Raw genomic sequence first — 14812 nt, 5'->3', positions numbered from 1 at the left:
TGTGGAAGCCATTTTGACTGACTTCTATTGGTTTAGGAATCGTCCTCACCTCATTGGTTAGGTCAGTGTGTTCACACCGACCTGTACTTACTCCAGCATTAATACTGACGGTATGGCTTGGTTATGAATACGTAAAAGTCCGTAACCGAAGCCAGCGTAGCCAAGCATAAGACCAGGTGGTGTCGTTTTTAAAGGAAGCCCCGGTTTAAATTCAGGTGCGGCACAAACGTCTGCCATGATTGCTTGTACGACGTCATCCTCGATTTTTCGATTGAAATGTTGGTAGTAGCTCTGCAGCAACTCAATGTTTCCAAAGAAGCCATGGCATAAGCTATGGTTTTTTATTTCCGAAAAAAAAGCTGTCGTTTTTTCGATGGCATGATGAATGTCTTCTAATAATACAGCATCCTCTAGATGTTCATACATTTTTAGCCTGCCAAGACCGATTCCTGTAGCGCCATGGCACCATTGGACAGTATCAAAGCGCTGTGTTTTACTGTTTACCCAGTTCATGTCAGCTGGATTGTAGTGCGAATTTTCCTCTTGTATTAATTGATAAGCAATATCTTTATATTTGGGTTCTTTTGTGACGCGATAAAGCTTGCTTAGCGCATAAGCTACGCCTGCTTTTCCGTGACTAAATCCAGTTGATAGGCTGAGTGTAGCTGTTCTCGTAGATGTGTCTTCGCAAATAAAATCGCCTAACTGTTTTGCACGTTTTAAAGCTAATTGGCTCCCTGTGACGTTGTTATATTCCACTAACACAGCGAGGGTGCCTGCGTGCCCATTCAGATAATCAAGAGATGTACTTTCTTGTATAGCAAAAGATTGTAGAAACGCGTCAGCGACCGAAATCAATACGTCGTCCTGCTGGTTTCGATAAATAACAAGGGCTAAGTAAAGTATACCTGTCTTTCCAAAAAATGCAGACGGATCGGTTACATTATCAATCTGATCAGAGATAGTAGCTGTTAACTCGTTGAGCATGTCGAGATAAGACTGCTCGCCGGTTTCTTTGTATAAATAAGAAAAAAATACAGCGATACCGATGAGGCCGTCGTAGAGCGTTGGACGAATTGAGTCAAATTGAAAACCATCTTCCGTTTCTCGGGCATCGATCCAGCTTACATCACCACCTATGCCTGTTTTTTTCGTTTGAATAAGCAAGTTTCCGATCTGTCGGGCAAGTGCCAGTGGGGAAAAGACTGCTTGGTTTATCCCATCTGGAGCACGGACATCATTCAAAAGTGGGTGTCTTTTTTCCGTTGTGAGTGCGTCATGGATGAAATGAAGTTGAGTGGTTAAATCTTGTTGAGATAGTTGATTGATTTTCATATCGACTAATGATTGACCGCTTCGATGCATAGAAAAAACGATTATTCCATTAGCATCGAGCAGTTCGGTGTCATCAACACGAGATTGAAGGAATGGAATATGGTTTGTTAGAAGACTGGTAGACTCTGAAAAGAATAAGTGTGCTTTGGAAGGTTCTTGTTTGAATAAACGCCACACATGATCAAATAGTTGCTGTCTATCTATGGCATCCATTAAATATTTCGGGTGACGACTAGCTAGGCGCAATGCTTGATACTCTTCTGTATTCCGGTAAATAACGCGGTTTGAGCATGGTTTAAACCCTGCAATTGGACCACGTAGAAAGGAGTGTTTTTTTTGAAGCAATAGATTATACGTATGCGTAAACCCATTTATGAAATCAGCTATATAGGCATGAGCAGGTTCATAGGCGCCGTTGTAGGATGGCAGGTTTTTAAACACGTGCTCTTCGTAGACCTCTTTAGTAAGAAAATTTTCATCAGTTTGCCCTCGTTTTAAAACAGTTCTTGATTTTTTAATTCCTTCAATTGATGGCATCACTCCGGATAGTTGTTGCTTTTGCTTTTTTTTGGAAAAGCGATTTGGCAAGAGGTTACTACCAAGTACAGATTGATTTAAAGTGAGCATGACGTTGTTTGCCGCGGTAATAGGTTCGTCAATTTGAGGGGAAAACAGTCCTTCAAGGTCGATCAGGTATGGATGAGCGCCAGCAGCAAGAACATTTTCGTAATGGAAGTCGGTTCCATTTAGTGCATAAATAAGCGACAAAAGCGAGCCAGCTCTTTTGTAAAAATGATGGAGATCGGCTTGGGATAAACAAGATTCATACTTAATATATTGTTGCCAGCCGTATTTCTCGCAATCGACGGTCGTGACGGCTTTTAACTGAAGAAGCGGTGCAGTCATATGTTCGTTGAACCATGTTAAAACCGATTGAAACTGCTGATCAATTGCGAGGGAGCGTGGTTTATACATAAGTTTTTGACCAGAATTAAACAGAATTAGTGCCGCTCTCTCGCCGTCTTTATGAGGGTCACCTAAGTATTCAATGGATTTGACGCCTATTTCTTCTATAGAAAAATGTGTGAAAAGCAGAGATTGATCTTGTTGAAGTCGAGATAAAAGCAACGATGTTCCTTCTATAAAGGTAGTCGTTTCCTCGCATAATAGTCGAGCCAATACAGGGTATGATGTTAAGAATGAGAGAATATCCTGCTTCTCTGTGAGAGTGTAAGCGAGAAAATCATGATAGCGCTCTTCTGGTGTTTCGCCTTGAAGGGTTCCATTTATACGATTTTTAACGACTTCATACACAAGGGTTTGGACGGACAATTGAAACAATCGTGTGCATAATTCGTCTGAGAATTGTTGTGAAAATGAAGAAGATACATTGGAATGTTGACTCGTTAATTGATGAAGGGCGAAGGATTGGAATGGTTGAAAAAAAGGCTCGAACGCATCGACATGTATCGATAAAAAGGGTCGATCTGCATCTGTCTGGAAAATGATTTGAAGAGTTTTGAACCAAGAGAATTGTTCAATAGAAGTATCTAGTCTATCAAAAGGGAAATTTTCTAAATCGATAAATGAGCGATTTGCTAATGATAGTCGTTTCTTTAAAGTAGATAAGTCCACTTTGCTTGAGTCTGCCCATGCAGAGGCATTTTCTTGAGACATGGTTTTAGGCACGGTGTTATGGTGAATCGTTTCTTCCAGATAAACAGCTTTTTTCCATTCATCTAATTGAAGTAATTTATTTATCCGATCCCGTTCAAGAGCTCGCGGCATTCTACCATCTCCTTATAAAAACAGAGGCGTGTTTGCACGCCTCTGACTAATTGATCCTTAGCATTGTGTGAGCAGAGATAAAACGGGGCCTTCCGTTTTCTCTTCTAAACTTGAGAAATCTTCAGAATGTACATTGATCGCTTCTAGTGCTTCTTTATTCATTCTAAAACCTCCTCTCCGTTAGGTTCCTTTAAGTTTATCGTACTGTTAAAAAAATTAAAGATTGCTGTCGTGAACAGTCTTTTTCTCGGTATCATTCCCACAAATCCTGTCGTAAATAAAGAATTTTTGCCTGTCTAACAAGAAAAAAGACCTGTAACGCAAGTGGCTTCCCCTTACAGGAAAAGAACCGTTATAGAGATAATTATGGCGATACAATGGAACCAACTAGTTAGGGGGAATAAAAAGTGATACGAACAATTAAACTTGCTGAGTATGCTTATCTCGCTGATGTGAATATCGCACTATTTCACACTACAACAGAAAAAGAAAATTCCGACATTCAAGCGATTGTTGTGAAAACAATGGACGTATTAAAAAATAGAGAAAATGATCGAGATGCGGCTTGGGTGCTCGAACAAAATGAAGAAGTTGTAGGATCAATTGCTATTTTAGAGAAGAACGAAAAGCAGGCTATTTTACACTCGTTCTATATAGAGAACGCGTACCGTGGTAAAGGTTTTGGAGAGAGCTTAATGCAAACAGCCATTTCATTTTGCCAGCAACGTTGCTATCAAGAGATCGTGCTGTATGTGGAACCGAATGCAGTGCCGGCACGAAACCGGTACGCACACTCAGGGTTTACTTTTCAAGGAACCAATACAAAAACAGTTGGACCATTACAAATTGTTGAAGAGGAATGGTTGTTAGCATTGACATGAGCGGAGGAGAACTAGATGAAGGGAAATACGGAAGGTCTGTTTCTTTGCGTAAGGTATAACTACGGCTTACAATTTATTAATCAATCGAGTATTATCTTCCTAGAATCTCAAGGTAAAGAAGTCGTCATCAAGTATCGAGAGCGAGACGTTTTAAAAGAGATCCGCATTCGTGATAGCTTAAAACGATTAGAACAAAAGCTAGACGAGCAATTGTTTGTTAGAGTTCATCGCAGTTACATCGTAAATGTGTTTGAAATTTTACGGGTTGAAGCATCGACGAATATACACTTGCTGTATTTAAAAGCTTTAAAAGACATTTTGCAAGTGAGTCATAGTGGCTATCAAACATTATTAGAGCGAATGAATATGAACTAATAGAAAATGTTGTTTTGCTCTAAGCAAAACAACATTTTTTTTTTTATTCGACTGGGATGTTTTTGGGGGAAGAAAGATAGTATCTGAGCCACGCTTCGGCAATATCCTGTCTTTTTGAAGTGCTAAGAGATTGTATAAGTCCATTCGGTTGCGTGTCATGTAAGGACACAGCTGCACATAGAAGCTCTGCTTGTACGGTTCGAATAAAGGGTCCGACTATGCCTCCATGTAGAAAATTGATGGATTTTCCATCATTACATAGATAGATATGCTTCGTCGTCGAAGGGTTCCGCATGACCCAAACGTGTTCGTGATGAGGGTCTTTATAACCGTGTTTCAAAAAGTGGTCATAGTTTTCGACCTCATCATCGGCGGAAGTAGCGAGAAATAATTGCGCTTTATGTTTCATGAGATCAAGGTCATTTGTGGAAATGGATTGATTCCCAGTAGCACAAAATAGTAAGTCTGCTTCACTAAGCAAAACATCCCTTTGCCCAGATGCAAAGTTGTGAGAGAGGGCAAGCATTTGTTGAGAAGGATTTTGATCATATACAGTCACTTTCCGAACTTTTTTGCGAAGCCCTTCGGCGATACTTTGACCGATTTTGCCGTAGCCTAAAACTAACGCGTGCTTGCCTGTTAAGATATCGCTAAAATAGTCACGGAGCACAGCTTCTGCTGAGAAGACGATCGCTTGTCCAACCATATAATCTTCAGGGCTTTTCAACGGACTTCTGGCAACCGAGATAATTGGAAAGGTCGGTTTATTCGTTTCGGACGTAATCTGGCTTTCGTATTTTTGATGGCCATTTTCCGTATTCTCGACAATACCTAAGAGTTGATCTTGAAAGGTGTGCGCTAATTTATTGAGCAAAGGTGCAAAATAACCCCCAACGTCTATAATGGCAAAGTTGCTTTCCTTAACATGTGACTGGATGTCAATGAGTAGGGAGTCTGGATGCTCATTAATGTCGTTTCTTGAGTAGTGAAGCACAGGAAACGATTGGGTCAATTGATCAACAACGTTTTGGTCCATCGAACTTTGTTTTGGTAATAGCAGAGCAATTGGAAGCACCCGATGAAGGTAATCAACGAAAATCTCAACCCCTGGTACGGCGTGCAAAACTACAACGAGTTTCGTCGATTGTGGTGAAAGGTGCTGAATGACATTCGAAAAAAACAGATCATCTGGCTTTGCTTTATTTTTGTCCGTCATGTGTAACACTACCTTCATCATCTAATTCAAATCCTTCTACCACAACTTTTCCAATCGTTTTTCCGCGCTCAATCATTGTGTGTGCTTTTCGTAAGGTGTGGGCGTTAATAGGCGACAAGGTTTCTCGCATAGTTGATTGAATAACGCCATTATCAATTAATTGACTCACTTGATTTAATAGCTGCTGCTGTTTGTAGCGGTCGGCGGTTTGATGAAGCGAGCGCGTAAACATAAATTCAAACGAAACAGTCAAACTTTTGCTTTTTAAACTGTTTAAATCTGTCTTTTGGTGTGGCTCGACAATGGTTACGATATGACCTTGCGGTGCGACAGCTTCAATCATGTTGTCCCAATGTTCATCGGTATTGTTACAGCAAAAGATGCTGTCAACGGGAGCATCCATTTGGTCTAGAAAAGATGTGTGCGGGTCAATGATCTGATCAGCGCCTAAGGATAGGGCCCAATCCTTTGATTCTTCTCTTGAAGCTGTACCCACTACTGTTAAACCAGCCCAGTGTGCGAGCTGTGTAGCAATAGAACCTACACCACCAGCTGCTCCAATAATTAAGATGCTCTTTCCTTTATTTTCTTCCTTATCGGTTGACCATTTCATGCGATCAAACAGGCTTTCCCACGCAGTAATCGTCGTTAAAGGAAGTGCAGCTGCTTCAGCAAAGGTAAGACTTGATGGTTTTCTCCCGACAAGGGCTTCTTCTACAAGATGGTAAGCACTGTTGGTACCGTCTCGTGAAACCGTTCCAGCATAATAGACCTCATCTCCTACAGAAAACGAAGTACAATCTTCACCCGTACCAACCACAATACCAGAAGCGTCCCATCCAGCAATAATGGGCTCGTGCCCTTGAGGCTCATTGTTTTGGCGAATTTTCGTATCGACTGGATTGACTGAGATTGCTTTGATTTCTATAAGTAAGTCTGTACCTGTTGCAATCGGCTTTTCCCGTTCTAAGTCAATTAGACTCTCCTTGTTTTCAATGGGTAAATTTTTGTAAAATCCAACGGTTCTCATCATATGAAACACTCCTTTTGTATTTGTGTTAGTTGCTTTCCCTTTGGAATAAAGTGCAAACGGAAAGGACTTCTGTCATAAAAGAAGTGTTTAAAAGGTGGAAATCCTTATTAAACAAGGGATACAAGGTAGCGCTGTGTGTTTTGCTGATGGACATGACATGGTATAAAAGGTTCAGTTTTTAACGTTATATACATAAAACAAGCCCTAATAAGCATGTTCGGAATCCTTACGTAGCAGTTGATGAAAGGTAGGCACAAACTGTGACTTTTGTAGGGGGTTTAGAAGGGACAGAAGATAGAGAACGAAGGAAAATGTGAAACTATGACTTTCGAATGGTCTTCTCCACGGATGACAAATAATCTAAATAATTTGGCATTTTTAGCGTATAATCCTTTTCTTGTGCATGGTAACCTATTGAGTAATCAATTGAAAACGCTTACTTTGAAAACTGGAGGAGGTGCACAATATGAAAGCGATGAAATGGTCGGTTGTAAGCGTAATGGTTCTGGCGGTTTTAGCTGGATGTTCAGCAGAAGAATCAGATGCAATTGAAGAAACGATAACCGTTGAAGGTCGAACAACGGTCACTTATTGGCATAATCATACGGGAAGAGGGCTTGACGCGATTCGACAAGTCGTTGCTGATTTTAATGCCAGTCAAGAAGAGATATTTGTGCAAGAAATTTATAGTGCCTCAACTGAAGGGGATGATCAGCGGTTATTGACGGCTATAGCAGGAGGGAATCCACCAGATCTTGCTCATTTTGATCGGTTTAAAGTAGCACAGTATGCTGCTGAAAATTCGTTAGAATCACTCACTCCTTTTATTGAAGAAGAGCAATATGATATGGGCATGTACTATGACTATGCCGTAGACGAGACAACCTACGAAGAAGAGATTTATGCGATGCCGATTACAACTGATTCACGGTTACTGTTTTACAACAAAGATCGGTTTACAGAGGTTGGTCTTGATCCTGAAGATCCACCTGAAACGATTGAGGAATTAGAAGATGCGATTGAGCGTTTATCAACGATTGAAGATGGGCGGGTGACGGAGCTGGGAATGGTTCCTTGGACAGCGCAAGGTTGGCTATATACTTGGGCATGGTCGTTTGGCGGCGACTTTTATGATTCGGAAAGCAATACATTAACAATTGATCATCCGCAAAATGTGAAAGCACTGGAATGGCTTGTGTCCATTGCAGATGAATACGATGCTGCCACCGTAACGAGTTTCGATACAGCGCAAGGAAGCAACGAAATGGACCCGTTTATCCAAGGCATTTATAGTATGAAAGTCGATGGGCCGTTCTCTATTTCGACGATTCAACAATACAATCCAGACATGAATTATGGGGTAACACCTGTACCGACACCAACTGGCGACAATTTTGCGACGTGGTCTGGGGGAACTTCGCTTATTATTCCAAAAGGCGCCCATAATGCAGAGGAAGCATGGGAGTTTATGAAGTATTTTGGAAGCTATGATGGGCAGATGACGTACAGTGAAATGAATAATCAAATGTCTGTGCTTGATCAAGTGAATGCAGATTTGTATGCAGACGATCCGATAATGACTGAATTTATTGATATTTTACCGAATTCAAATGCGCGCCCACCGATCCCAAGTGGTCAGTTGTTATGGAATGAGCTCGATCGAGCAGTGGAATATGCCATTCATGGCAGAGGCGAACCACAAGAATTACTTGAACGAGTAGCCGATCGAGTAGAACAGGCAGAGGCTGAGGAGTAGGAGGGAAAGATATGGCGAAGCTTGAAACAACGAAAGCGCCGCAAATACGAGCGAGTAAACGACGATCAAATGAAAATCTAACAGGCTGGCTGTTTGCCATGCCGTGGGTCATCGGTTTATTGCTGTTCTTTGCGTATCCGTTACTGTCATCCATTTACTATAGTTTTACGGATTTCAGCATTTTACAAAGTGGTGAATTTATCGGATTAGCAAATTATCGTGAACTTCTTCAAGATGATTTATTTTGGATATCGATTTACAACACGGTCTACTTTGCCGTCTTTTTTGTCCCCTTAAGCATTATTTTTGGGGTGGCTTTGGCAATGGTGCTTAATATGAAGGTGAAAGGAATGGCGGTTTATCGAACGATCTTCTTTTTACCAACCCTTGTGCCTCACGTGGCATTAGCGATCTTGTGGGTCTGGCTGTTAAATCCTCAATTTGGTTTGGTGAATGCGATGCTCGATTTTGTCGGCATTCAAGGCCCACCATGGCTAGGAAGTACGTTTTGGTCAAAACCTGCGCTTATCTTGATGTCGCTTTGGGGAATTGGGCAAGCGGTTATTATTTATTTAGCTGGTTTGAGTGATATTTCTCAAGAGTATTATGAAGCGGCTGAAGTCGATGGCGCGACATTTTTACAGAAAACATTCAAAATTACGCTGCCTCTTTTAACACCAGTTATTTTCTTTAACTTAGTGATGGGTTTCATTGGCGCGTTTCAACAGTTCACATTGCCTTACGCAATGACAAATGGAACGGGTACTCCGGCTGATTCCTTAACGTTTTACGTCATGTATTTATACGACAATGCATTTAGCTACTTCCGTATGGGGTATGCGTCAGCAATGGCTTGGATTTTATTCCTTATTATTGTGGTGCTAACAAGTATTGTCTTTTGGAGTTCAAAAAAATGGGTTCACTACCAAGGAGATTGAGGAGGGATGAGAAGTGGATGCAACGGTAAAGAAACGACTTAGAAAAGTATATGCGCATACGGTGTTAGTCATCGCGTCAATCATCTTCCTCGTTCCTTTTATATGGATGGTATCGACGTCGTTTAAGCCGATTACGCAAGTGTTTAGTTTTCCGCCAGAGTTTATTCCGCGTCCATTTCAGTGGGAAAACTATATCGAAGCAACCCAGTATATTCCGTTCTGGACGTATACGTACAATACGGCCGTTATTACAGGGTTAAGTACCCTCGGTGTTGTAATTTCATGTCCGATTGTTGCGTACAGCTTTGCAAAGTTAAGATGGCGTGGACGAAATACAATGTTTGCGATTACGATTGCCGTTATGATGATTCCCGCCCAAGTGACGATGATTCCATTGTTCTTATTGTTTAATCAGTTTGGTTGGGTAGGGACGAATTTACCGCTTATTGTGCCGGCGTTCTTTGGGGTTCCATTCTCAATTTTCTTGTTACGTCAGTTTTTTAAAGGTTTACCGGATACATTACGAGAGGCGGCAAAAATTGATGGTGCAAGCGAGTGGCGAATCTATTGGCAGATTATGTTTCCACTAGCGAAGCCGGCAATATTGGCAATTGCACTGTTTCAGTTTATGGCGGCTTGGACGGATTTTCTCGGACCGCTTATTTATTTAACAGAAGAAGCGTCCTATACGCTATCTTTAGGGTTACAGCAGTTCCAAAACCAACAAGGTTCACAGTGGCACTTGATGATGGCGGTCTCAACAATGATGACGCTCCCCATTATTATTCTTTTCTTTTTCATGCAAAAAACATTTATTCGTGGGATTACCTTTACAGGCATTAAAGGATAAAAAAAGGCTGTCAAGTGACAGCCTTTGCTTTATTTTGTCTTGAAGCTTAAGAAACCATCGTCAACAGGAATGGTTTGACCGTTCACGGCATTTGCCGCTTCTGTAAATAAGAACGTCACGACATTGGCGACTTGCTCTGGCTTAATAAGCTGTTTCCGCATGTGCTGTTGCGCAAGTGCTTGTTTGGTTTCTTCAGAATCACCAAGAATCGGTGTGTCAATGAATCCTGGCGCCACACCAACGGATCGAATGCCGTAGTCTGAAAGCTCTAGAGCTGCTGATTTTGTCATCATCACAACAGCGGCTTTAGCGGCATTATAATTAAAACTTCCTAAAGCAGCAATCGAACCATAAATTGATGCTGTGTTCACGATCGTTCCTTTGACCCCAAGCTCAACCATTTTTTTCGCAGCATAGTGAATGCCGTAATAAACACTATGTTGATCAACCGCAATAACCTTATGATAAGACTCAGGGTCTAACTCAAGTAAAGGTTTAACAAGGCCGATTCCCGCGTTGTTGAAAATGCCGTTTAACGTACCAAAACGATCAACGGTCCAATTAATCAGTTGCTTCACTTCTTCATTGTTTGACACATCAACTTTGTATGTAGCAACTTTATCCTCACGATTAATTTCTTTTGCAGTAGCTTCTGCTGCTTCACTATTAAAATCAGCAATGACAACTGCAGCGCCACGCTCCACAAGTTGTTTAACGGTTTCTTTACCAATTCCACTTGCTCCACCTGTTACAATGATTGCTTGTCCTTCAAACTCCATGTGCGTTCCTCCTTAAACTGACTTACTATAGTATGAGTTAAAACAAAACGATTTATTAAAGCGTTTTTTGTTTAAGATAAGTTTACGCATTGTGTCATTAAAAACAAGTAGGCACTTTCATGTAGCTTAGTAACATAAAGGATAGTAAGCAAAAACAAAAGCAAATACTAACCTATCTTACTATGTTAGTGGTGTAACGTAGTAAATTAATAAGAAAGCGGTAAGGCCGATATCCATTTGCATACTAAGCTAGTTGATTTCCCACTTGCCGAGGAGTACCATGATCTTGAATGGCTTGTCGCAGGGCTGTTTCTTCAGACATCTCCGAAAAAGAGTCTCTTTACGCAATAGTAGGGAAAAAAGAGTAGGGAAAGCCCTACTCTTTTTATTAAGCATTACTGGTTGCGATAAAGGTGTTCACAAGTGCGCCCTGACGAGCATCAACAGGGAGTCCTTGAATGAGTGCAAACAACTCGATAAAATCAATTTCATTAAAATTCGGTATATAAGTGACGCTCGCTCCACCTAATGTTCCTGCAGGCCCACAAGAGACTCGATATAATGTGCCTGGCGCTACGTTAATGGTTTGTTGAGGTGGAGGATTGAATGAATTTGGACAATTAAACGTTAGAACTTCTCCTTCCGTTAAAAGAATGGTTACGGTACCAACGCCTGAAACTGGAAGTGTAATTGCCATTTGATCTTCTCCTTCATCATTTTTTTGTCAGCTGACAAGGTATACTACGTAAACCATTTGATGATGTATAAACATTTATTCCAATAAATAGAAAAAAGGCAATTGTTCTAATTGGTTTGTCCACATTGAAACAAGGAACTTTTGGTTCACGTGAAGAAAGGTTGTTGGGGAGCATAAACGAAAGGAGAAAAACATGAACATACGAGTCTACGAACAAAAGGATGAAGTCGGTTGGGTTCGTTGTAGAGTCTTGTCTTTTTTAGATACGGCTTACTTTGATAATGTTTTAAAAGAAAAAGATACATATCAACATCCATCCGTTGAGCTAATTGCAGAACAGGATGAAACCGTTATTGGATTAATCGATATTGAGCATGAATTGGAAGAAGGGACAGTTTGTTCAAAAGGGGAAGGACTAGGAGGAATGATTTGGCATATAGCCGTTCACCCTGATTTTAGACAATTAGGGGCGGGAACGAACTTGTTGCATGCAGCAGAGAGGCATTGTAGAGAAAAAGGACTAGATTATTTAGAAGCTTGGACAAGGGATGATGAGTGGGTGAACAAATGGTATGTGCGTAATGGATTCACCAAAGTTGATTCATATATGCATGTGTTTCTTGAAGGAAGAGAAGAGCTTTCAACAGTGTTTACAGGTGTTGAACCGGACTTTCATCCGATACAAGGATTTGCTCATTTTATAGGAGATCGAGCGGATCCTCGCTTAAAAGCGTTCAAGCGCGTGCACGAGTGCATGTGTTATGTGAAAACGTTACGCTAATAGATAAACAAAATCCCCTTCGCTTCAAGCGAGGGGGATCGGAAGAACTAAGGGGGATTCTTCCTATTAACCAATTACTAGGAATATGTACCACCCATGAGGGTAGCAGTGACGATCATCTTACGCTTGTAAGTTTACTTGTAACAACTTGGTTCGTCAATATATACTGAAAGTTTCATATCTTTTAACATATTTTTTGCGACTTTTAGTGTCCGACTTTTGTTGGTTTCCTTTTTAATAAAAGAAAAGAGACAAAGGCGAGAACTGGGAGTTCAATTAATGGTCCAATGATCAAAGCTAAGGCGATAAGCGGTTGCTCAGGAAAGGCTGTCAAAACAATCGCCAAAGCTATGGGTGAATTTCTAGCAATAATGGTCATGGTCAAACTTACTTTAGTTTCGTAGGAAAATTGAGCAAACTGAGAAAGCGATTGGCCTACAATAAAGTTTATGGCGAAAAACAAAAGCAAAGGGATGAGCATGAGCCATAATACGTCCAGATGCATAATTAATAAAGAGCCTTGTGACGCAAATAGTGAAACAATTGCGAAACATAGGAAAACCAGTTGCATAGAAGAAAAAAATGGAACGACTTTTTGAGTTAAAAGCTGCGGATGATTCTTTAAACAATAACGAGTCGCTGCTGCAAAAAGAAAAGGCAGTATAAACATCCCGACAATGCTTTCAATAAGTGTGTCCACCTGAATGGAAGCCATGGATCCAGCAAAAATAAGGAGATAAACCGGTAAAAGACAAACTTGTAGAATAAGATTGATCGGTAAGATCGATGTAGATAAGGAAATGTTCCCTTTGGCGATAGAAGTGAAAATCAAATACCAATCTGTACAAGGCGTCACGAGTAATAGAATGAAACCAAGCCAAAGAGCAGGATGGTCAGCTAAAAAAAGTGCGCCTAATCCCCAGGCAAGGAGGGGTGTCCAAATAAAATTAATGACAACAGACGTAATGAAGAAGGTTTTATGTTGATAGGCTTGGGTTAATCCCTTAAACGGTATAGATAAAAAGATCCCATAAAGCATAAGAAACAAAAATGGAAAAATGGCTAATTCCGCATAGTCACCAACAGGTGGAAGTTGCCCGAGGATTAGCCCTATTCCTGCTGCAATTAAGATAAGTAAAGGTTGAATTTTATCGTAAAGATTCATTCGGAAATCTCCTTGCATTCATATCAATCTTGTTCAGTTTGCTTCCATTTATAGTAGTTAAAAGAGGTGCTCCCGAAGAGAAGCAACCCGAGGCCAATGCAAACAAGGAAATATGTTAGAAAAGACCAGTCCGTCCGAAAAAAAGTGAAGATAATGATAACAATATAAAGTGGAAGCGTAAAGGTAAGATCACGCAAAAAACGTCTTCGATAAGACAAGTGATAGTAGTTTACAATAAAGCCTTTATCGGTTTTTTCTTTGTTTTTGTAATGAAAATAAGAAAGTAGACTAGTAGAAAGTCCAATAACGAGTAAAAACAAAAAAGTAGACATATAGACTCCCCCTTCATCCTAGTTTATCACGAGCAACCACCTTTGATTACAAAGCTATGATGGTTTTCTTAAATTTTGATCCCCTAAAAGTCTAGTAGGCTGCCCTCATAAGAATCAATTGTTCCCTTACTTTACATGAGATCATGTAATACGAAAATATCTAGTAAACTAGCATTCATTATAAAAATAGGAGTGAAGATATGTTTCTAGATACAGCAAACTATGAAGAAATTGAAGCAGCGCTAGCGCTTGGAATTTTTGATGGTGTTACCACGAACCCCACTATTTTATTAAAAGAATACCGGAGTCGCTTCGATATGATGACATTAGCATCTCAGATGGGCATTCCATTTTTATTTGTACAAGTGGTTGGCAATCGTATGGAAGACATGTGGGAAGACTATTTATTGCTGTTAGAGCAATCCGATCATATGCACGGTACATCTATTGGGGTGAAAGTACCTTTACATCATGAAGGGATTCGCTTTATTAAGAAGGTAAAGCAGTCGGACCCGCAATTTCCAGTATTGGGAACGGCTATATATACGGCAGAACAAGCAATCATTGGTTCATTAGCAGGCTGCCATTACTTATCTCCATACGTAAATCGAATGGCGTCAAACAGCTTGAATCCTTACGTAGAAATTAAACGGATGCGTCAGTTTATCGACAATCAAGGGCTGGACGTGCAAATTTTGGCAGCAAGCTTTCATGAGAGTCAAGAAGTTGTGCAAGCGTTGGAAGCAGGCGCTCATTCAGCAACGATTTCTTATCAAATGTATCAAGACCTGATTAACAATAAGTTAGCATTACTTGATATCCACACGTTTAATGATCACGCTAGACAGTTACCAACTGGAGAAAATGTATAAGTGAAAAAAGCGCT

14 protein-coding genes are annotated in these 14812 nt (G+C 40.5%); 7 read left to right on the top strand and 7 right to left on the bottom strand.

The window, feature by feature from the left end; translation table 11 throughout:
- Positions 1–87 precede the first annotated feature (87 nt).
- Positions 88–3123, bottom strand: a complete 3036-nt coding sequence (locus tag ACE1TH_RS11515; RefSeq protein ID WP_375079036.1) for a type 2 lanthipeptide synthetase LanM family protein — start codon at positions 3121–3123, stop codon at positions 88–90.
- Positions 3124–3530: 407 nt separating this feature from the next.
- Here ACE1TH_RS11515 and ACE1TH_RS11510 point away from each other — a divergent pair, with 407 nt between their 5' ends.
- Together ACE1TH_RS11510 and ACE1TH_RS11505 are read left to right on the top strand one after the other, a co-directional pair.
- Complete coding sequence (locus tag ACE1TH_RS11510) at positions 3531–4004, top strand: GNAT family N-acetyltransferase (protein WP_375079035.1); 474 nt, start codon at positions 3531–3533, stop codon at positions 4002–4004.
- A 15-nt stretch (positions 4005–4019) separates the two neighbouring features.
- Positions 4020–4379: a LytR/AlgR family response regulator transcription factor gene (locus ACE1TH_RS11505; RefSeq protein WP_099302665.1), complete on the top strand. Its 360-nt coding sequence runs from the start codon at positions 4020–4022 to the stop codon at positions 4377–4379.
- 43 nt (positions 4380–4422) lie between these two features.
- Here the strand turns inward: ACE1TH_RS11505 and ACE1TH_RS11500 are convergent, their stop codons facing one another.
- Positions 4423–5616 (bottom strand): NAD(P)-dependent oxidoreductase, encoded by a 1194-nt coding sequence (locus tag ACE1TH_RS11500; RefSeq protein WP_375079034.1) that lies wholly within the window; start codon positions 5614–5616, stop codon positions 4423–4425.
- Positions 5579–6625, bottom strand: a complete 1047-nt coding sequence (locus tag ACE1TH_RS11495) for a zinc-binding alcohol dehydrogenase family protein (RefSeq protein ID WP_375079285.1) — start codon at positions 6623–6625, stop codon at positions 5579–5581. Before ACE1TH_RS11495 ends, ACE1TH_RS11500 begins: the two co-directional genes overlap by 38 nt.
- A 469-nt stretch (positions 6626–7094) precedes the next feature.
- On the opposite strand from ACE1TH_RS11495, the gene ACE1TH_RS11490 reads away from it, so the two are divergent.
- Genes ACE1TH_RS11490 through ACE1TH_RS11480 form a run of 3 tightly spaced genes read left to right on the top strand, consistent with a single transcriptional unit; the run spans position 7095 to position 10172 of the window.
- Entirely contained in the window at positions 7095–8384 is a 1290-nt protein-coding gene (locus ACE1TH_RS11490; RefSeq protein ID WP_375079033.1) for an ABC transporter substrate-binding protein, read from the top strand.
- Positions 8385–8395: 11 nt separating this feature from the next.
- The gene (locus ACE1TH_RS11485) at positions 8396–9322 is read left to right on the top strand and encodes a carbohydrate ABC transporter permease (protein ID WP_375079032.1); all 927 of its coding nucleotides are present in this window, start codon (positions 8396–8398) and stop codon (positions 9320–9322) included.
- A gap of 13 nt (positions 9323–9335) precedes the next feature.
- Positions 9336–10172 carry a carbohydrate ABC transporter permease gene (locus ACE1TH_RS11480; RefSeq protein WP_099302658.1) on the top strand — a complete coding sequence of 279 codons (837 nt, stop codon included), beginning with the start codon at positions 9336–9338 and terminating at the stop codon, positions 10170–10172.
- Between the two features lie 29 nt (positions 10173–10201).
- Here the strand turns inward: ACE1TH_RS11480 and ACE1TH_RS11475 are convergent, their stop codons facing one another.
- Both ACE1TH_RS11475 and ACE1TH_RS11470 read right to left on the bottom strand, forming a co-directional pair.
- A complete protein-coding gene (locus ACE1TH_RS11475; RefSeq protein ID WP_375079031.1) occupies positions 10202–10951 on the bottom strand; it encodes an SDR family NAD(P)-dependent oxidoreductase in 750 nt (249 codons plus the stop codon).
- 388 nt (positions 10952–11339) lie between these two features.
- Positions 11340–11648 carry a hypothetical protein gene (locus ACE1TH_RS11470; RefSeq protein WP_375079030.1) on the bottom strand — a complete coding sequence of 103 codons (309 nt, stop codon included), beginning with the start codon at positions 11646–11648 and terminating at the stop codon, positions 11340–11342.
- Positions 11649–11841: 193 nt separating this feature from the next.
- Between ACE1TH_RS11470 and ACE1TH_RS11465 the strand changes: the two genes are divergently transcribed.
- Positions 11842–12429, top strand: coding sequence for a GNAT family N-acetyltransferase (locus tag ACE1TH_RS11465; protein ID WP_375079029.1), 588 nt, complete (start codon positions 11842–11844; stop codon positions 12427–12429).
- Between the two features lie 205 nt (positions 12430–12634).
- Here the strand turns inward: ACE1TH_RS11465 and ACE1TH_RS11460 are convergent, their stop codons facing one another.
- Both ACE1TH_RS11460 and ACE1TH_RS11455 read right to left on the bottom strand, forming a co-directional pair.
- A complete protein-coding gene (locus tag ACE1TH_RS11460) occupies positions 12635–13594 on the bottom strand; it encodes an arsenic resistance protein (RefSeq protein WP_375079028.1) in 960 nt (319 codons plus the stop codon).
- A gap of 23 nt (positions 13595–13617) precedes the next feature.
- A complete protein-coding gene (locus ACE1TH_RS11455) occupies positions 13618–13926 on the bottom strand; it encodes a hypothetical protein (RefSeq protein WP_255224606.1) in 309 nt (102 codons plus the stop codon).
- A 200-nt stretch (positions 13927–14126) separates the two neighbouring features.
- Between ACE1TH_RS11455 and ACE1TH_RS11450 the strand changes: the two genes are divergently transcribed.
- Positions 14127–14798 (top strand): transaldolase family protein, encoded by a 672-nt coding sequence (locus tag ACE1TH_RS11450; RefSeq protein WP_375079027.1) that lies wholly within the window; start codon positions 14127–14129, stop codon positions 14796–14798.
- The last annotated feature ends 14 nt before the right edge of the window (positions 14799–14812 follow it).

This window comes from Shouchella sp. JSM 1781072 (assembly GCF_041949915.1).
Classification (GTDB): Bacteria; Bacillota; Bacilli; order Bacillales; family Bacillaceae_D; genus Shouchella.
Note: the sequence above shows the minus strand (reverse complement) of the source record. Positions and strands in the feature narration are given on the sequence as shown.

What these genes read in the sequence shown, in the direction of transcription:
- ACE1TH_RS11515 (WP_375079036.1), bottom strand. Translation starts at nt 3,123, where the DNA reads ATGCCGCGAGCTCTTGAACGGGATCGGATAAATAAATTACTTCAATTA.
- ACE1TH_RS11505 (WP_099302665.1), top strand. Translation starts at nt 4,020, where the DNA reads ATGAAGGGAAATACGGAAGGTCTGTTTCTTTGCGTAAGGTATAACTAC.
- ACE1TH_RS11500 (WP_375079034.1), bottom strand. Translation starts at nt 5,616, where the DNA reads ATGATGAAGGTAGTGTTACACATGACGGACAAAAATAAAGCAAAGCCA.
- ACE1TH_RS11495 (WP_375079285.1), bottom strand. Translation starts at nt 6,625, where the DNA reads ATGAGAACCGTTGGATTTTACAAAAATTTACCCATTGAAAACAAGGAG.
- ACE1TH_RS11490 (WP_375079033.1), top strand. Translation starts at nt 7,095, where the DNA reads ATGAAAGCGATGAAATGGTCGGTTGTAAGCGTAATGGTTCTGGCGGTT.
- ACE1TH_RS11485 (WP_375079032.1), top strand. Translation starts at nt 8,396, where the DNA reads ATGGCGAAGCTTGAAACAACGAAAGCGCCGCAAATACGAGCGAGTAAA.
- ACE1TH_RS11475 (WP_375079031.1), bottom strand. Translation starts at nt 10,951, where the DNA reads ATGGAGTTTGAAGGACAAGCAATCATTGTAACAGGTGGAGCAAGTGGA.
- ACE1TH_RS11470 (WP_375079030.1), bottom strand. Translation starts at nt 11,648, where the DNA reads ATGGCAATTACACTTCCAGTTTCAGGCGTTGGTACCGTAACCATTCTT.
- ACE1TH_RS11465 (WP_375079029.1), top strand. Translation starts at nt 11,842, where the DNA reads ATGAACATACGAGTCTACGAACAAAAGGATGAAGTCGGTTGGGTTCGT.
- ACE1TH_RS11460 (WP_375079028.1), bottom strand. Translation starts at nt 13,594, where the DNA reads ATGAATCTTTACGATAAAATTCAACCTTTACTTATCTTAATTGCAGCA.
- ACE1TH_RS11455 (WP_255224606.1), bottom strand. Translation starts at nt 13,926, where the DNA reads ATGTCTACTTTTTTGTTTTTACTCGTTATTGGACTTTCTACTAGTCTA.
- ACE1TH_RS11450 (WP_375079027.1), top strand. Translation starts at nt 14,127, where the DNA reads ATGTTTCTAGATACAGCAAACTATGAAGAAATTGAAGCAGCGCTAGCG.